This is a genomic window from Candidatus Tisiphia endosymbiont of Oplodontha viridula, assembly GCF_964264865.1.
Classification (GTDB): Bacteria; Pseudomonadota; Alphaproteobacteria; order Rickettsiales; family Rickettsiaceae; genus Tisiphia.
Genome location: NZ_OZ183486.1, coordinates 756,400 through 778,178, shown reverse-complemented (window position 1 = coordinate 778,178; position 21,779 = coordinate 756,400). Strand labels below are relative to the sequence as shown.

General features: G+C 33.4%; 35 protein-coding genes and 2 tRNA genes. 34 read left to right on the top strand and 3 right to left on the bottom strand.

Translation table 11 applies throughout. The features are described from left to right. Positions 1 to 289: 289 nt before the first annotated feature. Complete coding sequence (locus ACFEL1_RS03755; RefSeq protein WP_341761540.1) at positions 290 to 451, top strand: hypothetical protein; 162 nt, start codon at positions 290 to 292, stop codon at positions 449 to 451. A gap of 278 nt (positions 452 to 729) precedes the next feature. Here ACFEL1_RS03755 and ACFEL1_RS03750 read toward each other — a convergent pair whose 3' ends face one another. From ACFEL1_RS03750 to rlmB, 3 genes are all read right to left on the bottom strand, one after another. Continuing rightward, positions 730 to 1,776 (bottom strand): hypothetical protein, encoded by a 1,047-nt coding sequence (locus ACFEL1_RS03750; RefSeq protein WP_375331466.1) that lies wholly within the window; start codon positions 1,774 to 1,776, stop codon positions 730 to 732. Further along, positions 1,742 to 2,296, bottom strand: coding sequence for a hypothetical protein (locus ACFEL1_RS03745; RefSeq protein ID WP_342278251.1), 555 nt, complete (start codon positions 2,294 to 2,296; stop codon positions 1,742 to 1,744). Before ACFEL1_RS03745 ends, ACFEL1_RS03750 begins: the two co-directional genes overlap by 35 nt. Positions 2,297 to 2,423: 127 nt before the next feature. Continuing rightward, entirely contained in the window at positions 2,424 to 3,158 is a 735-nt protein-coding gene (gene rlmB, locus ACFEL1_RS03740; protein WP_341762591.1) for a 23S rRNA (guanosine(2251)-2'-O)-methyltransferase RlmB, read from the bottom strand. A 449-nt stretch (positions 3,159 to 3,607) separates the two neighbouring features. Here rlmB and ACFEL1_RS03735 point away from each other — a divergent pair. The 33 genes from ACFEL1_RS03735 (at position 3,608) to ACFEL1_RS03575 (ending at position 21,129) form a co-directional block, all read left to right on the top strand. Next, positions 3,608 to 3,693 (top strand) — tRNA-Tyr (locus ACFEL1_RS03735). Between the two features lie 20 nt (positions 3,694 to 3,713). Next, a tRNA-Gly gene (locus ACFEL1_RS03730) sits at positions 3,714 to 3,787 on the top strand. Between the two features lie 84 nt (positions 3,788 to 3,871). Further along, on the top strand, positions 3,872 to 5,056 hold the full coding sequence (gene tuf, locus ACFEL1_RS03725; protein ID WP_375331465.1) for an elongation factor Tu: 1,185 nt from the start codon (positions 3,872 to 3,874) through the stop codon (positions 5,054 to 5,056). Between the two features lie 131 nt (positions 5,057 to 5,187). Continuing rightward, a complete protein-coding gene (gene rpsJ, locus ACFEL1_RS03720; RefSeq protein ID WP_341748171.1) occupies positions 5,188 to 5,511 on the top strand; it encodes a 30S ribosomal protein S10 in 324 nt (107 codons plus the stop codon). After that, entirely contained in the window at positions 5,511 to 6,161 is a 651-nt protein-coding gene (rplC, locus tag ACFEL1_RS03715; RefSeq protein ID WP_341761536.1) for a 50S ribosomal protein L3, read from the top strand. The genes rpsJ and rplC overlap by 1 nt, the downstream gene beginning before the upstream one ends. Before the next feature lie 5 nt (positions 6,162 to 6,166). Continuing rightward, positions 6,167 to 6,790 (top strand): 50S ribosomal protein L4, encoded by a 624-nt coding sequence (gene rplD / locus ACFEL1_RS03710; protein ID WP_341748173.1) that lies wholly within the window; start codon positions 6,167 to 6,169, stop codon positions 6,788 to 6,790. Then, entirely contained in the window at positions 6,787 to 7,086 is a 300-nt protein-coding gene (gene rplW, locus ACFEL1_RS03705) for a 50S ribosomal protein L23 (RefSeq protein WP_375331464.1), read from the top strand. The genes rplD and rplW overlap by 4 nt, the downstream gene beginning before the upstream one ends. Next, positions 7,087 to 7,908, top strand: coding sequence for a 50S ribosomal protein L2 (gene rplB, locus ACFEL1_RS03700; protein ID WP_341762588.1), 822 nt, complete (start codon positions 7,087 to 7,089; stop codon positions 7,906 to 7,908). Between the two features lie 13 nt (positions 7,909 to 7,921). Further along, entirely contained in the window at positions 7,922 to 8,200 is a 279-nt protein-coding gene (gene rpsS / locus ACFEL1_RS03695; RefSeq protein WP_341748176.1) for a 30S ribosomal protein S19, read from the top strand. Positions 8,201 to 8,202: 2 nt separating this feature from the next. After that, entirely contained in the window at positions 8,203 to 8,562 is a 360-nt protein-coding gene (gene rplV, locus ACFEL1_RS03690) for a 50S ribosomal protein L22 (RefSeq protein WP_375331463.1), read from the top strand. A gap of 3 nt (positions 8,563 to 8,565) precedes the next feature. Next, on the top strand, positions 8,566 to 9,225 hold the full coding sequence (gene rpsC / locus ACFEL1_RS03685; RefSeq protein ID WP_341762587.1) for a 30S ribosomal protein S3: 660 nt from the start codon (positions 8,566 to 8,568) through the stop codon (positions 9,223 to 9,225). A gap of 15 nt (positions 9,226 to 9,240) precedes the next feature. Then, positions 9,241 to 9,651: a 50S ribosomal protein L16 gene (gene rplP, locus ACFEL1_RS03680; protein WP_341761532.1), complete on the top strand. Its 411-nt coding sequence runs from the start codon at positions 9,241 to 9,243 to the stop codon at positions 9,649 to 9,651. Then, positions 9,644 to 9,856: a 50S ribosomal protein L29 gene (gene rpmC, locus ACFEL1_RS03675; protein ID WP_341761531.1), complete on the top strand. Its 213-nt coding sequence runs from the start codon at positions 9,644 to 9,646 to the stop codon at positions 9,854 to 9,856. Before rplP ends, rpmC begins: the two co-directional genes overlap by 8 nt. A gap of 4 nt (positions 9,857 to 9,860) precedes the next feature. Then, positions 9,861 to 10,106: a 30S ribosomal protein S17 gene (gene rpsQ, locus ACFEL1_RS03670; RefSeq protein ID WP_341761530.1), complete on the top strand. Its 246-nt coding sequence runs from the start codon at positions 9,861 to 9,863 to the stop codon at positions 10,104 to 10,106. Between the two features lie 102 nt (positions 10,107 to 10,208). Beyond that, complete coding sequence (rplN, locus tag ACFEL1_RS03665; RefSeq protein ID WP_341748182.1) at positions 10,209 to 10,577, top strand: 50S ribosomal protein L14; 369 nt, start codon at positions 10,209 to 10,211, stop codon at positions 10,575 to 10,577. Continuing rightward, positions 10,577 to 10,909: a 50S ribosomal protein L24 gene (rplX, locus tag ACFEL1_RS03660; protein WP_341754669.1), complete on the top strand. Its 333-nt coding sequence runs from the start codon at positions 10,577 to 10,579 to the stop codon at positions 10,907 to 10,909. Before rplN ends, rplX begins: the two co-directional genes overlap by 1 nt. 2 nt (positions 10,910 to 10,911) lie before the next feature. After that, positions 10,912 to 11,451 (top strand): 50S ribosomal protein L5, encoded by a 540-nt coding sequence (gene rplE, locus ACFEL1_RS03655; RefSeq protein ID WP_375331539.1) that lies wholly within the window; start codon positions 10,912 to 10,914, stop codon positions 11,449 to 11,451. Positions 11,452 to 11,469: 18 nt separating this feature from the next. Further along, positions 11,470 to 11,775 (top strand): 30S ribosomal protein S14, encoded by a 306-nt coding sequence (gene rpsN / locus ACFEL1_RS03650; RefSeq protein ID WP_341748185.1) that lies wholly within the window; start codon positions 11,470 to 11,472, stop codon positions 11,773 to 11,775. Positions 11,776 to 12,047: 272 nt separating this feature from the next. After that, complete coding sequence (gene rpsH / locus ACFEL1_RS03645) at positions 12,048 to 12,446, top strand: 30S ribosomal protein S8 (protein WP_341748186.1); 399 nt, start codon at positions 12,048 to 12,050, stop codon at positions 12,444 to 12,446. A gap of 9 nt (positions 12,447 to 12,455) precedes the next feature. Beyond that, on the top strand, positions 12,456 to 12,989 hold the full coding sequence (gene rplF, locus ACFEL1_RS03640) for a 50S ribosomal protein L6 (RefSeq protein WP_341748187.1): 534 nt from the start codon (positions 12,456 to 12,458) through the stop codon (positions 12,987 to 12,989). A gap of 16 nt (positions 12,990 to 13,005) precedes the next feature. After that, entirely contained in the window at positions 13,006 to 13,362 is a 357-nt protein-coding gene (rplR, locus tag ACFEL1_RS03635) for a 50S ribosomal protein L18 (protein WP_341751354.1), read from the top strand. A gap of 15 nt (positions 13,363 to 13,377) precedes the next feature. Then, positions 13,378 to 13,932, top strand: coding sequence for a 30S ribosomal protein S5 (gene rpsE, locus ACFEL1_RS03630; protein ID WP_342278254.1), 555 nt, complete (start codon positions 13,378 to 13,380; stop codon positions 13,930 to 13,932). Between the two features lie 235 nt (positions 13,933 to 14,167). Next, the gene (gene rpmD / locus ACFEL1_RS03625) at positions 14,168 to 14,377 is read left to right on the top strand and encodes a 50S ribosomal protein L30 (protein ID WP_341761527.1); all 210 of its coding nucleotides are present in this window, start codon (positions 14,168 to 14,170) and stop codon (positions 14,375 to 14,377) included. A gap of 10 nt (positions 14,378 to 14,387) precedes the next feature. Further along, entirely contained in the window at positions 14,388 to 14,843 is a 456-nt protein-coding gene (gene rplO, locus ACFEL1_RS03620; protein WP_341761526.1) for a 50S ribosomal protein L15, read from the top strand. Between the two features lie 3 nt (positions 14,844 to 14,846). Then, entirely contained in the window at positions 14,847 to 16,148 is a 1,302-nt protein-coding gene (gene secY / locus ACFEL1_RS03615) for a preprotein translocase subunit SecY (RefSeq protein ID WP_342278255.1), read from the top strand. Between the two features lie 96 nt (positions 16,149 to 16,244). Next, positions 16,245 to 16,883, top strand: a complete 639-nt coding sequence (locus tag ACFEL1_RS03610) for an adenylate kinase (RefSeq protein WP_341762257.1) — start codon at positions 16,245 to 16,247, stop codon at positions 16,881 to 16,883. 61 nt (positions 16,884 to 16,944) lie between these two features. Continuing rightward, positions 16,945 to 17,322 carry a 30S ribosomal protein S13 gene (rpsM, locus tag ACFEL1_RS03605; protein WP_341761524.1) on the top strand — a complete coding sequence of 126 codons (378 nt, stop codon included), beginning with the start codon at positions 16,945 to 16,947 and terminating at the stop codon, positions 17,320 to 17,322. A gap of 12 nt (positions 17,323 to 17,334) precedes the next feature. Then, complete coding sequence (gene rpsK, locus ACFEL1_RS03600; protein ID WP_375331538.1) at positions 17,335 to 17,721, top strand: 30S ribosomal protein S11; 387 nt, start codon at positions 17,335 to 17,337, stop codon at positions 17,719 to 17,721. A gap of 15 nt (positions 17,722 to 17,736) precedes the next feature. Next, positions 17,737 to 18,756 (top strand): DNA-directed RNA polymerase subunit alpha, encoded by a 1,020-nt coding sequence (locus ACFEL1_RS03595; protein ID WP_341761523.1) that lies wholly within the window; start codon positions 17,737 to 17,739, stop codon positions 18,754 to 18,756. A 269-nt stretch (positions 18,757 to 19,025) separates the two neighbouring features. Continuing rightward, complete coding sequence (rplQ, locus tag ACFEL1_RS03590; protein ID WP_375331462.1) at positions 19,026 to 19,445, top strand: 50S ribosomal protein L17; 420 nt, start codon at positions 19,026 to 19,028, stop codon at positions 19,443 to 19,445. Positions 19,446 to 19,469: 24 nt separating this feature from the next. Beyond that, positions 19,470 to 19,733, top strand: a complete 264-nt coding sequence (gene rpsT, locus ACFEL1_RS03585; protein WP_375331461.1) for a 30S ribosomal protein S20 — start codon at positions 19,470 to 19,472, stop codon at positions 19,731 to 19,733. Between the two features lie 341 nt (positions 19,734 to 20,074). Then, complete coding sequence (locus ACFEL1_RS03580; RefSeq protein WP_342278257.1) at positions 20,075 to 20,290, top strand: palindromic element RPE1 domain-containing protein; 216 nt, start codon at positions 20,075 to 20,077, stop codon at positions 20,288 to 20,290. Between the two features lie 32 nt (positions 20,291 to 20,322). Then, complete coding sequence (locus tag ACFEL1_RS03575) at positions 20,323 to 21,129, top strand: glycosyltransferase family 2 protein (protein ID WP_375331460.1); 807 nt, start codon at positions 20,323 to 20,325, stop codon at positions 21,127 to 21,129. Positions 21,130 to 21,779: the final 650 nt, after the last annotated feature.

Here is a 21,779-nt window from a genome sequence, read left to right as displayed (position 1 = left end):
ATAGCATGTTATTACTTTTGTAATATTTGCTCAAGTCCGACTTTCGCTGTCACTACCTTTAACTGATTGTTTATCAAATTTTAAAAACAGCTTTTTCTTTAAGTATTCTTTTGTATTCACCAAGCCTAGCAAAATAAATATTTCCCAATATATATACTTGATGAATTTCAACAGTTATGGGTGACAGCGAAGGCTGGGATGCATAGTACCCTACATTTTTCTATAATCGTCATAGCAAGGCTCTTTAGATGCCGTGGCGATCCAAGTAACTCATCTTCGAGACGAAAAAGTGCTTGAAACGTCTAAAGAATCAGGTTCGCAGTGGTTTTGGCATGAAGTTTGTAGTCATGTAAACATCACTTTTCTACTTGACATACTAAAAATTAGTCAACATAATGCTTCTTATGTGTATTACCATTGTTTTGTTTCAAATAAAAACTCTTGTCATTAAAGTACACTTTTATCAGTATTTCTTTATTATAAAATTCCACAGGTGAAAAAATGTAGTCAGTAACGAGAATTTAATTCTACACTCCACTCGTCGCATAATACTCACGTTCTATAGCATAATTTCTGCTCATATTTATCTCGAAGATGAGAAGTAAACAGCGAAGCTGTTTTTTCTAGGCGTATCCTAGATTGCCGCGTCGCCGCTTTTTCGCGGCTTCTTGCTAATAGACATATTTTTTAATAATTCTAAAAAACTTGATTATCGAGTATACAGGGTAATCAACATGCTGTATCACCAATAAGTTCTACAGATGATTGATATTCCAGCTCTGTAGATGCCGGTAAAAAATCTGCGAGAGTTTTGAGGTCGCATGTTATTGTTGGTTCTTGGGTAGAAGAGTTGTGAAAAAGGTATGGGCTTTTAAAAAACCATGCGTATTCCCCTTCCATATCCTTGGCAGTTAAGTCATTTAATATAATACCATTTTGTGCTGAAAGTTTAAATGACTCATATTTTTTATAACCATTACCTTCTTTAACTTCTAAAGGCATCTTGGTGTTTTCTTGTTCCAATAATGCTTGTTGCTTTAGTAAATGAATTGATAGTAAATGTAGATTGTACTCAAGGCTCATACGATTACTTTTATTATATCCAGCAATAACCATTGCTTCATGGGTGTTTATCAATGATTCTAAAGGCTCTTCGCTATATTGTATATTATTATCTCCTATAAAAATCTTACTATTATCTTCAAATGATTTAATTAATATTGTTCTCATATGTGAGGCTGGAACAGTTATCATATACTCTTTATCTAGATGATGCTCCAATGTAGCTTTAGCAATAAAACTATGCAAATTTGTTGATAGATTTTTATGAAATTCCCCGTTATAAGAAGCGGCTCTTGCAATCCCTACATGTCCAGTAAAATGAGCATTTTTAGATGTCATCATACTCACAAACATTTCAATTGATTCTTGGTCAATTTTATTGTGATCTTGCCAAATTTTATTTGCAACAAAAGCAACATATGTTTCTGTAAGATACTGGTCATGATAACGTAAACTAGGCAAAAATCCTGTAATACCAATGTCTGCCTTTTGTATACCTGTATGTGTAGTATAATAGTTTTTGCTATTTTGCCTCTGATTCACAGCATATTCGTTCCACATATCACAATTTTTTTCTGTAACTTTCACCATATAGAAATGAAGATCTTCTTGTTGTAAATGGTAAATTTCTGATTTTACCTCTTGTGATTCATATATAGATTTTAATTTATCTTTAAGATTAGAATGATCGTTGATCAATTGCAGTAAAATCAAAATTCATGAGTATTTTTAAAGCATGAAGATACTGCATTGATTTGTCATTTGTAGATTTCGCTTCATTACAGGTATTACAAGCATTCTTTACAAACTTAGCTAAGTCATCATTGCTTAGATTATTAGCATCACAGTCCTTAACTTGGCTATAAAAATTTTTAATTAAAGTATCGTTTGCACTAAATTTAATTTCTACTCTAGATGTTATGCTTAAAGATGTAATGTGATTATCATGGCAATTATGGCAATCTATTTGTATATATTGTAGCGGAGGGGTTGATAAAATAAACTCTTCAAAGTTATCAAAATCATCTTTATTAAGATAGTCAATCTTAATAGAATCGACGTTATCAAGCATTCCTGAAAATTGCACTTTATTTTGTAAAATATACTGGATTCCTTTAAAACCAATGGCTCTCAATATATTGTTGTCAATAGTTAAGGTGCTAGTTCCTATGCTGTTTTTAGCTTTTTCTAATAATTTTAATATTTGGTTATTGTCATATTCTAAATTTGGCATATAATTCCTACTCATCATTAAATTTCTAATCCGTTTAAAACGGATTATGGTTGGTCATTATATACAAAATTACTTAATTTTCTAGTATAATTTTGCTAAAAATTCATGTTATATAATTAAGCTTTATTTATTTTGCCTCTAATGAAATCAAATAAAACGCTATTGCAGCAGCATTTGAGACATTTAAGCTTTCTACTTTACTTGAAATGGGTATTTTAACTAAGTGATCACATGCTTCTTTAACTAGACGTCTGATTCCTTTATCTTCAGAACCAAGTACTATTGCCATTTTATCTGAAAATATTTTTGTACTTAAAGATTGTTTTGCATTGCCATCAAGACCAATAATCCAAAACCCATGTTTTTTTAGATATTCTATTGACCACCTTAAATTAGTGACTTTAACCATTTGTACTAGCTCTAAAGCTCCAGAAGCTGTTTTTGCTATGGTAGCATTTTCATCAGGTGCATTATCTAGAGGTAATATTATGGTCGTGATGTCAAAAGAAGCTGCACTACGAATAATAGCACCAATATTTTGTGGATCGGTTATTTGATCCAAAATAGCAACTTTACAATTAGGAATAGTTATGTCAATATCTTCAATACGATTAGAGAAGATACTTTTAACGTTAGCGGCTATTCCCTGATGATTATGATTTGAACCAAAAAGACGGGTTAAGTAATCTATGTTGGTAATCTCATACGGGTGGTTAGAGATTAAATTTTTGTGCAAATTGAAAATATCTTCTGTACATAAAACATTTTGAATATAACGTTTGGGGTTGCTTAATGCTGCAAATACTGGATGTTTGCCGTATATATAGTGCAAATCTTTAGAAATTTTAGCTTTATTTCTCATCTTATTAGAACCTAGAGTAATTTATTCTTGACACAAACTACTATTTATTATAGAAAGTTACAACTGATAAACGTTCTGAAGTAATGTAAGTTTAATATTAGCTTATTTAGGATAGTTCAAGAGAAAGAGCCGGGGTCATTTGAGTTTCAGCTTTATAACAAAAAAGATGTCCTTCCCGCGTAGGCGAATCCATGATACCTAACAGCCTTTAGGCTGTTTTTTGGATTGCTGCCGCGGGAAGGATATAGAGGCTTCTTAAGTTAACACCCATGCGATTACGCAGGAATGATACTGATGTTGTTTAAGGGTTATATCCTTATTTATAAAGGCTTGTAGCCCGAAGTTCAAATGTCCTTGGAAAAGAGCAAAGAAGATTTGTTGGTACTTATACTAAGTTATATATATGCTTTACGTTTAATTAGACCATTTAATACTTGCGTAAATTCTTTGGAGGAATGGCCGAGTGGTCAATGGCAGCAGACTGTAAATCTGCCCGCGTGAGCGTACGAAGGTTCGAATCCTTCTTCCTCCACCACAAGTTGGTTAGGTAGATACGCGGGTGTAGCTCAATGGTAGAGCTCCAGCCTTCCAAGCTGGTCACGTGGGTTCGATTCCCATCACCCGCTCCAAGAGTATTGGTGATAATTGGAAATTGGATAAATTTGTATTTTTATGTTAAATTGTATTAAATCTTAAATTGTGGAGAATGAATTATGGCAAAGGTAAAATTTGAAAGGGATCTACCCCATTGTAATATAGGTACTATAGGACACGTAGATCATGGTAAGACTTCTTTAACAGCTGCAATAACTTTAGTGTTATCAAAAGAAGGTGGAGCACAGGCTACTAATTATGATGACATTGATAAAGCTCCTGAAGAGAGGGAAAGGGGTATAACTATTGCTACTGCTCACGTTGAATATAGAACTAAAAAAAGGCATTATGCTCACATTGATTGTCCTGGTCACGCAGATTATATAAAGAATATGATAAGTGGTGCAGCTCAAATGGATGCTGCTATATTGGTAGTATCTGCTGCTGATGGTCCAATGCCTCAAACAAGGGAACATATATTGCTTGCTAAACAAGTTGGCGTACCTGCAATAGTTGTATTTTTGAATAAAGTTGATATGGTTGATGATCCAGAATTGCTTGACTTAGTAGAAATGGAAGTCAGAGAACTTTTATCAATGTATGATTTTCCTGGAGATGATATACCAGTTATCAGAGGTTCAGCTTTACAGGCTCTAGAAGGAAAACCTGAAGGTGAAGCTGCGATTAAAGAGTTGATGAATGCTATTGATGAATATATACCTCAACCTGAGAGAGATACAGATAAACCTTTCTTAATGTCAATAGAAGATGTATTTTCTATTTCTGGAAGAGGTACGGTTGTTACTGGTAGAATCGAAAAAGGTATAGTAAAAGTTGGTGAAGAGGTAGAGATTGTCGGTATAAGAGATACTCAAAAAACTACTTGTACTGGTGTGGAAATGTTTAAGAAGCTATTAGATCAAGGTGAAGCCGGTGATAATGTTGGTATATTACTGCGTGGAACTAAAAGGGAAGATGTATGCAGAGGTCAAGTGTTAGCTAAGCTTGGAAGTATAACTCCGCATACTGAGTTTGAAGCTGAAGTTTATGTACTTACCACAAAAGAAGGTGGTCGTCATACAGCATTTACAGATAAATATCGACCACAGTTTTATTTTAGAACGACTGATGTAACTGGAGAAATCACTTTGAAAGATGGTAAAACAATGGTGATGCCTGGTGATAATGCGAATCTGAAAATTGCATTGATCGCTCCAATAGCTATGGAAGAGGGCGTACGTTTTGCTATACGTGAAGGTGGTAGGACAGTAGGAGCCGGTGTAGTATCAAAGATTATAAAATAATAAGAAATAGTCATCCTGAAAAAGTTCAGGATGACTATTTTTTTAGGGTTAGGCAAAATATGTTTAATTAGAGTAAATCTATTAAAGAATGTGCTTTGACTGGTCTAGCTGTTTATAAAAAGGTTTAGTTAATGAAAAATAATCAAAAAATCAAAATTCGTTTAAAGTCGTTTGATCACCGCTCGCTTGAGCAAGGTACTAGAGAAATAGTAGGGGCTGTTAAAAGAACCGGTGCTGATATAATTGGTCCAATTCCGTTGCCAAGGACAATTGAGAGATTTACCGTTAATAGGTCTCCGCATGTCAATAAAAAATCAAGGGAGCAATTTGAGATTAGAATTCAGAAAAGACTTTTGATAATAAGTTATCCAACTCCTCAGACTGTTGATGCTTTAAAAAAAGTTGATTTGCCTGCTGGTGTTGATGTTGAGATTAAGTTAGAGAGTGTTGAGTAATGAGAACCGGTTTAATTGCTAAAAAAATTGGTATGAGTTCAATTTTTAATGAAAAGGGTGAGAGAGCTACCGTTACTTTTCTACAAGTTGAAGATTGCCAAGTAGTGGGACAAAAGACCCTAGAAAGGGATGGCTATAATGCTTTGGTTATTGGGGTAAAAGATAAAAAATTATCTAAAGTAACAAAACCAATGAAGCAGGTATTTGCTAATGCTCAAGTTACGCCAAAGGAAAAATTGAAGGAATTTAGAATTTCTAAAACTTGTTTCCTTGATGTAGGTTTTGCATTGCATGTGGATCATTTTGTTATTGGTCAGTTTATAGATGTTGTAGGTACTACTATTGGTAAAGGTTTTGCTGGTAGTATGAAAAGGCATAATTTTAGAGGACTTGAAGCTTCACATGGTGTATCTGTGTCTCACCGTTCGCATGGTTCTACTGGTGGTAGACAAGATCCTGGTAAAGTATTTAAGAATAAGAAAATGGCTGGTCATATGGGAAGTACAAGAGTTACTATTCAAAATTTGAAAGTAGTCGATACTGATATGGAAAAAAGCATAATCATAGTTAGTGGAAATATTCCCGGTTCAAAAGGATCTTATGTCTACATTAAGGATGCTATTAAGAAAACCATTACAGCTATAGGATAAACTATATGAAAGCCAAATTATTAAATCTTGAAAATGAAGCTGTTGGTGAGATTGATTTAGATAACGAAGTTTTTGCCGTAGATTTTGTTAGGGAAGATATTATCAAGCTTGTTGTTGATTGGCAGAGAGCTAAAGCTATGGCTGGTACACATCAAACAAAGACAGTGTCGCAAGTATCTGGTACTACAAAGAAACCTTTTAAGCAAAAAGGTACGGGTAATGCAAGGCAAGGATCTTTAAGATCTGTCCAAATGAGAGGTGGTGGAGTTTCTCATGGTCCAGTAACAAGGAGTCATGCTACAAAATTGCCAAAAAAAGTTAGAAAACTTGGTTTAAAACATGCTTTGTCAGAAAAATTAGCTGAAGGAAAACTGCTAATAGTAGATTCTTTAAAATTACATGAATCCAAAACTTCTAATCTTATAAAATTATTAAATAATTTTCATGGTAAAAGTTATTTTATTGTTAGTGGTGATGAGGTTGATATCAATTTTTCTTTGGCAGTACAAAATATTCCAAATACTATTTCAGTACCGCAAATTGGTGCAAATGTTTATGATATAATACGCCATGATTATGTTTTGTTATCACAAGAAGCTGTAGATGCTTTAGAAAAGAGGTTAAAGTGAAGTCTTATAAACATTATGATCTTATTAGGAATCCTGTGATCACTGAGAAGACCAATATTTTATCTGAGCAACAAAATAAGTTTACTTTTCATGTTGCTGGTAGTGCTGAGAAAGCTTCTATCAAGATGGCGGTTGAAAAAATTTTTCAGGTTAAGGTTAAAAAAGTTAACATAATGAATGTAAAAGGTAAGAGAAAAAGATTTAAGGGTATTAACGGCAGACAATCAGATAAAAAGAAAGCAATTGTGACGTTAGAAAAAGATTATACTATTGATTTTACAGGGGGTATTAAATAAATGGCTTTAAAAACGTTTAATCCAGTTACTCCATCCCTTAGAGAATTAGTACAGGTTGATAAATCTGATCTTTGGAAGGGTAAGCCTCATAAAGCTTTAACTAAAGGTTTATCTAAGACTGGTGGTAGAAATAATTTGGGTAGAACCACTGCTTGGCATAGAGGAGGAGGGCATAAAAGACTTTATCGTATAATTGATTTTAAAAGAAATAAACAGGATGTATTTGCTACTGTTGAAAGAATAGAATATGATCCTAACAGAACTTCCTTCATTGCTTTAATTAAATTCGATGATGGTGAGTATTCTTATATTTTAGCACCACAAAAGCTTATTATAGGAGATAGAATAGTATCAAGTGATGAAGCTGACATAAAAGTAGGAAATTGTTTATCTTTGAAATCTATTCCTGTTGGTACTACTTTACATAATGTAGAAATGAAAGTTGGTAAAGGTGGTCAAATTGCAAGATCTGCTGGTACTTCTGTTAATTTAGTAGGTAAGGATTCGGGTTATGCACAGATCAAGCTTCGATCTGGAGAATTTAGATTGATACCGTTAGATTGTAAAGCTACCATAGGTGTTGTTTCAAACCCTGATCAAAAAAATACCAATTTAGGTAAGGCCGGAAGAAATAGATGGCTAGGTTGGAGACCACATGTTCGTGGTGTTGCAATGAATCCAGTCGATCACCCACATGGGGGGGGAGAGGGAAAAACTTCTGGTGGTCGTCATCCAGTGACTCCATGGGGTTTCCCAACTAAGGGTAAGAAAACACGTAAGAATAAGCTTACATCAAAATTTATTATTAAGAGAAGAAAGTAATTAGGTAGTAATTATGGCTCGTTCAGTTTGGAAAGGACCTTTTGTAGATGGTTATCTGATAAAAAAAGTACAAAAATTGATTGAATCTGGTAAATCAGAAATGATCCAGACTTGGTCTAGAAGGTCAACAATTTTACCATTTTTTGTTGGAATAACATTTGCTGTACATAATGGAAATAAATTTATACCTGTTACTGTAAGTGAAGAAATGGTTGGTAAAAAATTAGGTGAATTTTCTCCAACTAGGACTTTTCATGGTCATGGCACAGATAAAAAAGTTAAGAGAAAATAGATATGGTGAAGGTGAATAAAGGCTCTACTACAGCAATTGCTAAGTCTCTTAGAGTGAGTCCGAGGAAATTGAATTTGGTTGCAACTTCTATTAGGAATATGAAAGTGTCTGAGGCTCTAATTCAGCTTACCTTTTCCCCTAGAAGAATTGCTCAAGATGTAAAAAAATGTTTGCAGTCTGCTGTTGCTAATGCTGAAAATAATTTAGGTTTAGATATTGATACTTTGTTTATTACTTCTGCAACTGTAGGTAAGGCGTTGGTGATGAAAAGAATTATGCCAAGAGCTAAAGGAAGAGCAACAAGGATTAATAAATTTTTTAGTAATTTATATATTACAGTTACTGAAGTTGAGGGGAAATAAGATATGGGGCAAAAAGTTAATCCGCATGGCTTTAGAGTTGGTCCGACATTAATTAAAGGTTGGGACTCGGTGTTATATGCTGATAAGAAGCACTATAAAGTCCTTCTTATCCAAGATTTAGAGGTTAGAAATCTAGTTAATAAAAACTATGTGCAAGCACAAGTTAGTAGAGTATTAATAGAGAGGCCTTCTAATAAGAATGTTATAATTAATATTTTTGCTAAAAAGCCTGGAGTTATTATAGGTAAAAGTGGTAACGACATTGATAAATTAAAAAAATCTGTCCAAAAAATTACGGGTTTAGAAGAAATATATATTAACATACATGAAGTAAAGAAGCCTAATATAGACTCTAACATTATTGCTCAAACGATTGCTATGCAGCTTGAAAAAAGAGTGTCTTTTAGAAAAGCTATGAAAACCGCTATCCAAGCCTGCTTTAAGCAAGGAGGGTTAGGTATAAAGGTTGCTTGTTCTGGACGTTTAGCTGGAGCTGAAATAGCGAGAACAGAGTGGTATAGAGAAGGTAGAGTACCTTTACATACTTTGAGAGCTGATATTGACTATGCGACTGCTGAAGCTATGACAACTTATGGAGTTATAGGTATAAAGGTTTGGGTCTATAGGGGTGATCATGTGGAAAGTAGAAAGAAACATAATTAATTTTGAAGTAAAATAATGTTAGCTCCAAAAAAACAAAAATTTAGAAAAGCACATAAGGGGAGAGTTTCCTCAAAAGCAAAGGCTGGTACTATGCTAGCTTTCGGTTCTTTTGGCTTGAAATCATTAGATGGTTTAAGGGTTACCGCAAGACAAATAGAGGCAGCAAGAAAGGCTGCAGTTCGTTGTATGAAAAGGCAGGGGAGATTATGGATTAAAATTTTTCCTGATTTGCCTGTGTCAAAGAAGCCTGCGGAAGTTAGAATGGGTAAAGGAAAAGGTTCTACTGAATTTTTTGCAGTGAGAGTATCACCTGGAAGAATTATGTTTGAAGTGGAAGGGGTTACAGATGATGTAGCGACGAAAGCACTTGAGCTTGCTAGTGCAAAATTGCCTGTAAGAACAAAGATAGTGAGGCGTTATGAATAATTTAGGGGTATCAGCAAAGGAATTGGTTGGGCAGACTACGGAAGAGCTTCACAAAAAGAGAATTTTGTTTAAAAAAGAGTTTTTTAATCTACGGTTTCAGAGAACATTAGGTGAATTACAAAATACTAGCAGGTTTTCTTTTGTAAAAAAAACAATAGCTCGTATTAATACAGAGTTAACTATAAGATCAAAAACTGGAGAATAGGGAAATGCCGAAAAGAGTGCTACAGGGTGTTGTTGTAAGTTCAAAAACTGATAAGACTATTACAGTTAAAGTAGAGCGTAGGTTTAAGCATCCTATATACAAAAAAATTGTGAAAGTTTCTAAAAAATATGCTGCTCATGATTCAGAAAATACTTATAAGGATGGTGATAAGGTTAGTATAGTTGAAAGTCGCCCTATATCTAAAACTAAGTCTTGGGTAGTGTTAGGGGATGTAGAGGTATCTCTTTAATAATAGGTTTAGTTGTTACAGAATGGTGAGTTTTATCCTTTGACTTTGTTGTTTAGATTGTTTATTGTGTTGCGTTATTAAATTCTCAAGTGGAAGTAAGTTATGATTCAGATGCAGAGCATCTTAGATGTTGCGGATAACTCTGGTGCTAAAAAAATTATGTGTATTAAAGTGCTTGGTGGTTCACATCACATGATAGCAAATCTTGGGGATGTCATTGTGGTATCTATAAAAGAAGCTTTACCAAGCGGAAAAGTAAAAAAAGGTGACGTACATAGGGCTCTAATTGTTAGAACAAAAAAGGGTGTTAGAAGGGCAGATGGTAGTACAATTAAATTTGATTCTAATGCAGCAGTACTTTTAAATAAGCAAGGAGAACCAATAGGTACAAGAGTTTTCGGTCCTGTAACTAGAGAATTAAGGGCAAAAAAATTCGTTAAGATTATGTCACTTGCAGAAGAGGTGTTGTAATGATTAAGCTAAAAATTAAAAAAGGTGATGAAGTTATTGTTATCACCGGAAAAAATAAGGGAAAAAAGGGTAAGGTCTTAAAGGTTTTGCCTGAGCAAAATAGAGCTATTGTTTCGGGTATAAATATTGTTCGCAAGCATGTTAAGGCGAGTAAAACAAGTGAAGGTGGCATAGTGTCAAAGGAATTATCCATACATATATCCAATGTTGCTCACATAGATCCTAAAACAGGTAACCATACAAAAGTTGCTTTTAAATTTCTAGAAGATGGTTCTAAAGTAAGAGTAGCTAAGAAGTCTGGTGAAATTATTAGTAGTAAGGAAGGTAAGTAATGTTGCTCAGGTTTAAAGATTTATACACTAAAGAGATTGTACCAAACTTACAGAAAGAGTTTGCGTACAAGAATAAACATCAAATGCCTAAGGTTGTAAAAATTGTTGTTAATATGGGTGTTGGTGAAACGGTTGCAGATTCTAAGGTAATTAATAATGCTGTCAATGATCTAACTCTAATTTCAGGACAAAAGCCTTTAGTGACTGAGGCCAAAAAATCTATTGCTACTTTTAAGCTTCGTGAAGGTATGAAAGTTGGTTGTAAAGTTACTCTGCGCAAAGATAGAATGTATGATTTTTTAGAGAGATTAGTAATCGTTGCTCTACCGCGTATTAAAGAATTTAGAGGTTTCTCCAGTAAAAGTTTTGATGGTAGAGGTAATTTTACTTTTGGTATAAAAGAACAGATTGTTTTTCCAGAGATTAATTACGACAAGATAGATGTAATTCGTGGTATGGATATCACGATTGTTACAAGTGCTATGAATAATGAAGAAGGTAAATTATTACTTTCTGGCTTTAATTTGCCTTTTTATAATTAATTTTTAGAAGAAAAATAGATGGCTAAAGTAAGTTCTATAAAAAAGAATAATAGAAGAAGAAAGATGGCACAAAGTTTATATAACAAGCGTGCTAAATTAAAGGACAAGATTTACGATAAAACTTTATCTTTGGAAGAAAGATTTTCGCTAGTGATGGTTTTAGCTAAGTTACCTAGAAACTCAGCTATGAATAGAGTCCGAAATCGGTGTGAGCTTACTGGACGTCCAAGAGGAGTGTATAGTAAATTTGGTCTATCACGAAATAAGCTGAGAGATCTTGGTAGTAAGGGATTAGTTCCTGGTTTGATTAAAGCAAGTTGGTAAAATATCTTGAATTCGATATAACTTATTATATCGAATTCAAGGGTTAAGTAGAAACAATCAGGTTTGAAGCGGTTCAGTACCTGATTGTTAAAATGTAATATTCTATTCAATAGGTGCTTTTAATAATTAAAATCACCCATTGAATGATGAAAAAAGTTGAAATGTACTCGTAGAACCGCTTCAAGGGTACACTTTTCCTTATAACAAGCCAATTAGATATAAAAATTAATAATTCTTATATCGAACTGAAGTTAAAATAGTAGGTTTATCGTATGTCAATGACAGATAATATAGCGGATATGTTGACTAGAATTAGAAATGGTCAAAAAAGTAAATTGATGAATATATCTCTACCTTGTTCAAAAATAAAATGTGCTATTTTGGACGTTTTAAAAAAAGAAGGTTATATAAAAGAGTATGTAGTTGTCAAGGATGGTAATATAAGTCATATTGAAGTGGATCTAAAATATTCTGTTAATGGAAAACCTGCTATATGTGAAATAAGTAGAGTTTCAAAACCAGGTAAGAGGATTTATTCTTCTATTGATAAACTAAAAGGATATTATAACAATATGGGTATTTATATTCTTTCTACTTCTAGAGGAGTTTTATCAGATAGAGAAGCACATAGCCAAAAAATTGGCGGTGAAGTAATTTGTAAAGTGTTTTAAGGTATAAAGATGTCACGTATTGGAAAATTGCCAGTCCCTGTGCCTGAAGGGGTGAAAGTTGAACTTGATGGGTTGAAAGTTAATGTTGTTGGTCCCAAGGGAGAATTAACAAAAACTTTCGCAGGAAATATAGCAATTTTATTGCAAGATAATCAGCTTTTTGTAAAACCATTAGCAGAAACTAAAAGTGCTAGATCTATGTGGGGTACGGCACGAAGTATAATAAATAGTATGATAAAAGGTGTTAAAGAAGGTTTTACAGAAGAGCTTGAAGTCAATGGCGTCGGTTATAAGGCTTTGGTGAAGGATAAATATTTAAACTTAATGCTTGCTAAAAGTCATAATACTAAAGTAGAAATACCTCAAAATATTAAAGTTACCGCTCCTAAACAAAATCAGATTATATTGGAAAGTGTTGATAAAGAAAAATTAGGTCAGTTTATATCAATTATTATAAAGCAGAGACCACCTGAACCATATAAAGGTAAAGGTATTAAACGCAAAGGTCAATATGTTCAGAGGAAAGAAGGTAAGAAAAATTAAAATTTAAGAGTTAAATATGCGTAGTTCAAAGTTAAAGTTTGATATAAGAAAGGCTAGAGTGAGGTCTAAGATATCAAAGGTATCAAACAGACTCAGGCTGTCTATTTTTAAGTCCGGAAAGCACATATATGCACAAGTCATAGATGACAAACAATCAATAACTATTGCATCTGCTTCGACTTTAGATAAAGAAATTAGACAGTTAAAAAAATCCAACTGTAATATTGGTACAGCCACGAAAGTAGGTGATTTAATAGGCGAAAGAGCATCGCTTAAAGGGGTACAAGAAGTTGTATTCGATAAGGGTGGTTATAAATATCATGGTGTTGTTAAGGCTTTAGCTGATGCAGCAAGAAAAAAAATGAAATTTTAATTTTAGGTTTAAGAAATGGCTAAAGCTAAAAAAAATACGGGTGAAGCACTAACAGAAACTTTGGTGGATGTAAACAGAGTTACTAAAGTAGTAAAGGGGGGTAGAAAATTCTCTTTTTCTGCTTGTATTGTTGCTGGTGATAAAGCCGGTAAGGTTGGTTATGGTCATGGTAAGGCGAAAGAGGTAACAGAAGCTAGAGCTAAGGCTACTCAAGAAGCAAGGAAAGATATGATTAAAATTCCTCTTTATCAAAATAGGACTATTCATCATGATGTCATTGGTAAAAGCGGAGCAGCTAAAGTCATTTTAAGAAGAGCCAAGGCAGGTACTGGTGTTATCGCTGGTGGTGCTATGAGAGCAATTTTTGATTCTTTAGGAGTTCATGATATTGTTGCCAAATCTTTGGGTTCTAGTAATGTATATGCGATGATTGCTGCAACTTTTGATGCGTTATCTCAACTCTCTTCTCCAAAGAATATTGCTGAAAGGAGAGGAAAAAGAATAAATGAGGTATCAACTAAATCTACAAAAGGGCAACAAATAATATCAGAAGCAAGTGTGCAAGTTTAAGTAGTGTAATAGCCCTTTCAGCGTAGACTCATGGGTGTCAACTTAAGAAGTTTCGATGTCATTCTCGCGTAGGTAGCAGAATCTAAAAAATAACCTGCAAAGGCTATTAACCCAAATTCGGGATAAGAATTAGTTAATTCTTATCCCGAATTTGCGTGTGAATGGGGTTTGGAAGCAATGGGCTATAGTGAGTCTTTATATTTAAAGTAAAGTAATAATTGGGTTGTAGGAATTTATGAGTAGTAATCAAGAAAAAGTGAATGAGGCAAAGGTTAAAGTTACCCAAATTGGTAGTAGTATAGGTCGTAAATATGATCAGGAAGAAACCTTGGTAGGTTTGGGTCTAAATAAAATGCATAAATCTGTTATTTTGAAAGATACAAACTCTGTTAGAGGGATGATCAAGAAGGTACGACATTTGTTAAAAGTAGAAAATATAAATTAGAGTTTAGAAAATGAAATTAAATGAGTTATCTAACAATTTTGGTGCCAAGAGAGATAAAAAAAGAGTAGGTCGCGGTATTGGCAGTGGTAAAGGTAAAACATGTGGCAGAGGTGTTAAGGGGCAGAAATCTAGATCTGGTGTAGCTATCAAGGGTTTTGAAGGGGGGCAGATGCCTATGATTAAAAGATTGCCAAAGAGAGGCTTTAACTGTCCTAGTTCTAAGAAATATAGTGTAGTAAATATTGCTGATATAGAATTTTTAATAGCAGAAAATCGTTTGAACTCAACAGAAGTTGTAACAAAAGAGAGATTAGTTGAAGTCGGGTTAATTAAGAATACTAAATTATTGGTTAAATTACTATCTGTTAGAAGTGGTGAATTTAATAGTCCCTTATCATTTCAATTAGATGCTTATTCTGCTTCTGCTAAGAAGTTAATAGAACAAGTTGGTGGTCAAATATTGTAATTTATGAGTTTAAATTCCACACAAAAATCTAATAAAGACTTAGCTAATAGGATTATTTTTACTATTTTGGCTCTTATAGTATGTAGATTTGGGTCATTTATTCCTATAGCGGGTATTGATTCGGTTGCGTTAAGCAGTGTGGCTGAGCAAAATCAATCTGGTATACTTGGTATGTTTAATATGCTATCTGGGGGTTCCTTAGGTAGAATGTCTATTTTTGCTTTAGCAATTATGCCATATATAACTGCTTCAATTATCATTCAATTAATGTCAATAGCCTACAAGCCTTTAGAGAATTTAAAAAAAGAAGGTGAGGTTGGTAAAAGGAAAATCAATCAATTATCTAGGTATTTAACTGTTTTATTAGCTTCTTTTCAGGCATATGGTGTTGCAGTAAGTTTGGAACATGTTGTAACTAATGTAGGTCCAGTAGTTATTATACCGGGGCTTTTTTTCAAGGTTACTACCGTTATTACTTTAGTTGTAGGTACTATGTTCTTAATGTGGCTTGGTGAACAGATTACTGGTAGAGGTATTGGTAATGGATCGTCCTTGATTATATTTATAGGTATAGTGTCGGGGGTACCAAGTGCTATTATAAGCATGTTTGAGTTATCAAGAAGTGGTGGTTTGTCTCCGATAGTAGTTATGGCTATTTGTTTAGGAGTTATTGTAATTATAGCTATAATAATTTTCTTTGAGAAGGCACAGAGAAAAGTTTTGGTACAATATCCAAAGAGACAAGTTGGCAATAAAATTTATGGTGGTGATTCGACTCATATGCCTCTTAAACTTAATACTTCCGGGGTAATTCCGCCAATATTTGCTAGTTCGATTTTGTTGTTTCCTGTGACAATAGCTAATTTTTCTGGCAATAATTCAGAAATTATGAGTTTATTAACTTTCCATCTAGGGCATGGGAAGCCTTTATATATTTTGTTGTATGTTGCGTTGATAATGTTTTTTAGTTTTTTTTATACAGCAGTAGTTTTTAATTCAGAAGAAACAGCAAATAATTTAAGAAAGTATGGGGCATATATTCCTGGCAAAAGACCTGGTAAGAATACTGCGGAATATTTTGATTATTTGTTAACTAGGTTAACTGTAATAGGTGGTATATATCTTAGTTTTATATGTATAGTTCCTGAAATGTTAATGAATAAATACGCCGTATCTTTTGCCTTAGGGGGTACAAGTTTTTTAATTGTTGTTAATGTTGTTCTAGATACATTTGTACAAATTCAAACTCATTTATTTAGCAGTAAGTATGAGGGATTAATTAAAAAAATGAAGTTAAAAAACTAACTGATATTATAAAAAAACAATTCTTTAAAGCAAAAAATTATACATTTTAACTTAGTGGAGGGTATATATTATGTTATGTTTAAAGAAGAGTTTCAAATGATTATAGTGCTTATAGGGTCTCCTGGTTCAGGGAAGGGAACTCAAGGGCAGTTATTGGCAAGAAAGTTAAATTTACCTCATGTGTCTACTGGCGATATATTCAGACAAATGGTAAAGGTTAATAACAAGGATGGTTTGTTAATTAAAGAGTATATGGCACAAGGAAAACTTGTCCCTCCTAAATTGGTGAATAATGTAGTTAAGGAGTTTTTAACTCAGGATATATATAAAAACGGTTATGTTCTAGATGGTTATCCTCGTAATTTAGAGCAAGCTAATTTTTTAAGAATGTTTGCTAATCAAAAGATTAAAGTTGTGTTTTTCAACATAGACGATCAAGTGATTATCAAGAGGATTCTAGGTAGGTTTAATTGTGAAAATTGTGGACAAATTTATAATAGTTATTTCATTAAACCTAAGGTTGATAATGTCTGTGATGTTTGTGGGTCAGATAAGTTTATGCACAGACAAGATGATGATGAACAGACTATTAAGCAAAGAATAGAAGAATATAAAATAGAAACTTATCCGTTACTTAACTATTATAGAGATAATAGTGAATTCTATGTTGTTGATGCAAATAAGGATAAAGAAGAAGTAGAACTTGTTTTATATAAAGTGTTAAAAATGATTTGACTTTAAGGGATATTTTTATATTATTCCCTTTTGGTTATTATCGAAATTTTGGAGATTATTTGTGGCAAGAATAGCGAGTGTTAATATTCCAGCAAACAAAAGATTAGTAGTGAGCTTAACATATATTTATGGGCTTGGTTTTTCTGCTGCAGAAGAGATTTGTCAAAAAACTGGAATATCTGCAAGTAAAAGGGTCAAAGACTTAACAGATCAAGAACTTATTATTTTACGTAATATTATTGAAAAAGAATATAAAGTAGAAGGTGATTTAAGAAGAGAAGTGAATCTTAATATCAAGAAGAAAAAGGATATTAGAAGTTACCAAGGTCTTAGACATATAAGAAAGTTGCCTGTTCGAGGTCAGAATACTCATTCTAATGCTCGAACAAGAAAAGGTAAAGCTGTTGCGATTGCCGGTAAGAAAAAAGTTACAAAGTAATATGGTATAATGATGAGTCAGGCTAATACTAAGGTCAAGAAAAAAAGAAAAAATATTACTCTTGGCGTTGTTCATATAAAGACAACTTTTAATAATACTATTGTTACTTTTACGGATGTACAAGGTAATGCTATAGCTTTTTCAACAGCAGGTACACATGGTTTTAAGGGGGCTAGAAAAGCTACGCCTTATGCTGCTCAAATAACTGTTGATAAAGCCTCAGAAGTTGCAAAAGAACACGGTCTGAAAACTGTTTCAATTAGAGTGCAAGGTGCAGGGGCTCAAAGGGAATCGGCTATGCGTGCGGTATTTAGTCAAAATTTTATAGTTACGTCAGTTTTAGATGTTTCGTTTGTTGCACATAACGGTGTTAGAGCACCAAAAAGAAGAAGAGTATAGGGGCATAGGTAAATAATGTTATCATTAAATAAAAACTGGAGTGCATTAATAAAACCTTCTAAGATAGTTTATGACAGTCCTGATAAGAGTAGTAATATAGTAAAAATTGTGGTTGAACCTTTAGAGAGAGGCTTTGGTTTAACAATAGGTAATGCTATGAGGAGAATTCTACTCTCATCTCTTCAGGGTGCTGCAATAACATCAATAAAGATACTAGGGGTGGTGCATGAATTTTCTGCTATACCTGGGGTTAAGGAAGATTTAGTTGATGTAGTTTTGAATCTTAAGTCTGTGGTCATTAAGATGCATTCTTCAGAAAGAAAGATTGTCAGATTAAGTGCTACTGGTCCTTGCGTTGTAACTGCTGGGATGATTGGAACAGGGCATGATGTGGAGGTACTAACTCCTAATCATGTGATTTGTACTTTGGCAAAAGGGGCTCAGCTTGAAATGGAATTAGTGTGTGAGACGGGAAAAGGGTATGTTCCCGCTGCAAGCAGCGTTGGTTTGGAATTAGCTATTGGCGTTATCCCAATAGATGCGTTATTCAGTCCTGTAAGAAAGGTTACCTATAAAGTTGATAATACACGTGTTGGTCAAGTTACAGATTATGACAAATTGATTATGACCGTTGAAACTAATGGTAGTATTTCTCCGGAGATGTCTATAGCACTTGCTGCTAGAATTTTGCAAGATCAGTTGCAATTATTTATTACATTTGAAGAACAAACAGAAGATAAACAGGATAAGTTAGAAGAATTAGCATTTAATCCAGCGTTGTTGAAGAAAGTTGAGGAATTAGAATTATCTGTTAGATCTCAGAATTGTTTAAAGAATGAAAATATAATTTATATAGGCGATCTTGTTATCAAAACAGAAACAGAAATGCTTAGAACTCAAAACTTTGGTAGAAAGTCTCTTAATGAGATTAAGGATATATTATCAGGCTTTGGTTTAAAATTTGGTATGGACATACCAGGATGGCCTCCAGAAAATATTCAGGAGCTATCTAAGCGTTATGAAGATCCATATTAATAAAACCTGAATTAGATGTAACAAGTTATATCTAATTCAGGGATACATATAGAAACAATCAGGTTTGAAGCGATTCTTTACCTGATTGTTAAGTATTAATTTGCTAATAATTTTATTTTTATACGATATAAAAATAAGATTATTAGCGGTAATAGATTAAAATGCATTCGTAGAATCGCTTCAAGAATGCATTTTTCCTTATAACAAGCCAATTCGATATAAGAATTAACAATTCTTATATCGAATTGAGGTTAATAAAAGGTAACAACATGCGACATAAAATTAAGGGTAGAAAGCTTAATAGAACAAGTAGTCATAGACAGGCGATGTTTGCTAATATGGTCGCTGCACTTGTGATGAATGAGCAAATAAAAACAACTTTACCTAAGGCTAAAGAGCTTAGACCATATATTGAAGTGCTGGTAACTAAGGCCAAAAAATCTGATTTAGCGACTAGAAGAATGGTGCTTGCTAAAATCAAAGATAAAGTTGCTACTGAAAAACTTATTAGTGTTTTAGGCAAAAGATATAGTGAACGTCCAGGTGGTTATACTAGGATAATAAAAGCTGGTTTTCGTTATGGGGATATGGCATCAGTAGCTTATATTGAGTTTGTTGATAGAGATGTAAATAGTAAAGGCTGTATGACCCCAAAAGCAGAAAGTCATAACCATGAAGAACAAAACTAATGAATCTGTAGGAAAATAATAAATATGGCTAATCATTCATCAGCAAAAAAGGCAATAAGACAAACAATAAAAAAAACTTTAATAAATAAGAATAGGTCAAGTAGAATTAAAACTTACATAAAAAAAGTTTTGCAAGAAGTAACGCATGGCTCGAAAGAATCAGCTAAATTAGCTTTGGCTGTTGCACAATCTGAAATAATGAAAGGTGTAACAAAAAACATTATCAAATTAAATACAGCCTCACGTAAAATCAGTAGATTATCTCAAAAAATTAAAAATATGAATTAGCTTCTAGCTTCTTGTGTATGCCTTCTGTGTAACCTCAGTTTGATGAAAGACAGTTTAATAGCCTAGGGTGTATTATCCCTGCCTTATTACTATTACCCACATCTCTAGATTTGTGGGACGTCGTATATGACGTCAGTAGGTTCAAATATACGACTTTTAAAAGATGTAGGTAATAGTAGGTATGCAAGCGAGGATTCGAGAACAAAAAGAAGTGTTCACGAATTGATTCCTTTTGGTAGTTTTGTTGTCAAAATTTGCTTTCGTTCCTCATGGACATATATGTACTGCTTGTGGTTACTTGGCTATTTTTTTACTCAGAAATTCCTCAATAATTATTCAATTTGTGGGTACTTCCTAAAAATAATAGACTTCTTTCGAAACTCGCTTATGCTGAGGGATTTGAAGGAGACGCGGAACCTCGACCTGCAGCGTACTCTAATGTACGTGAGGATTCGAGTACCGCATCGACGTACAAATCACCAGCAGAAGTAGAGTTTCGAAAGAAGTCTAATGAACATATAGACTATAGAAATGAAACCTTTACAGAAGCTAGATAGAAAATGTATGCAAGTATCTAGTTGAGAGGGATATGCTAAATATTTCAGCCTTTATTATCACAAAAAACGAAGCTACTAGGATTGCAAGAGCTATCAACAGTGTTAAGGACATTGTCGAGGAGGTTGTTGTTGTTGATAGTGGGAGTACTGATGATACAGTACAAATTGCTAGAAATTTAGGAGTCAAAGTGATTTCTAACGGATGGAATGGATATGTTAAACAAAAGACTTTTGGTAAAAATTTATGTCAGAATGATTGGATATTAAATATTGATGCTGATGAAGAATTGTCAAAAGAATTACAGGATGAAATAGAGTTTATATTCGCTTCAAATAATCAAGATAACTATTTAGCCTATCGCACTAAAATTGTCACATTGCACCGTAATGATGATAAGATTCGCTGCTTTGCTCCTTATAATAAATGCATCAGATTGTATAATCGTAAATATAGTAGTTTTTCTGATAATAATATTACTACCCATGATTCGGTGTTATTTAATCTAAATATTAGTTTACAAAACAAAATCTATGATTTAAATGGTATAATTTATCGCAGGCTTGGCACGTCAATTGAACAACTGGTAGCTAAAGCAAATTGCTATTCCTCTGAGCAAGCAGAAAACTTAGTTAAACTAGGTAGGAGTCCATCAAAAACAAGAATTGTTACAGAAACTATGTTTTATTTTTTTAAATCATTTTTTATAAGACGATATTGGGTGTTTGGTCTTGATGGTTTTGTTGACTCTATGATTTTTGCTTTTGCACGGTTTATAAGACTTGCTAAAGCAAGAGAGTTGTTAAATAATAAAAAAGACGATAACAACATAGAAGCGTAGATTACATAATAGCCTACAATTTTTGTAAGGTTTAGTAGCAAGCTCAGCATATAGACATAAATACAGGGCAGTTTAAAAGTCGTTACCAGTGGGTGATATAAATATATATTTAGCTGCTATCGATGTCATCCCAGCCTCGGTACGGGAAAGAAATGTTCTGAGGGGGTGTTTATAGATTGTAGACCCTTGTTTTTGCAGGGGGTGACATCAATTCTATTACTATGACTCAAACATTTCTAGATTAGCTGTAATAGACTTCCTGCATAATTCTACTTTTGCTGGTAATTTGTGCGTGATACCGGTACTCTGCTCCTCATGTACATTAGAGTACGCTGCGGGTCGAGGTTCCGTGTCTCCTACAAATTCCTCAACAAAAGCGAATTCTGCAGGAAGTCTAATGTATATAAGGCTATACGCTAGTTATGGTTAAAACATTTCCATGTTAGCTATACTACTACTTTCTGTAAACAAAATTAAAAAATTTTAAAATAATTACTTGCATAAAATAAAATTTTACTGTATATGTGACTAGAAAACAATAAAACCGTTTGTTACGGTTCTTTTGTTATCAGAAATTATACTCAAATGATTTGAGTATAATCGAGGTTGAAAATGAATAGATTAAAGAGAAGATTAGCAATCTAATCAAA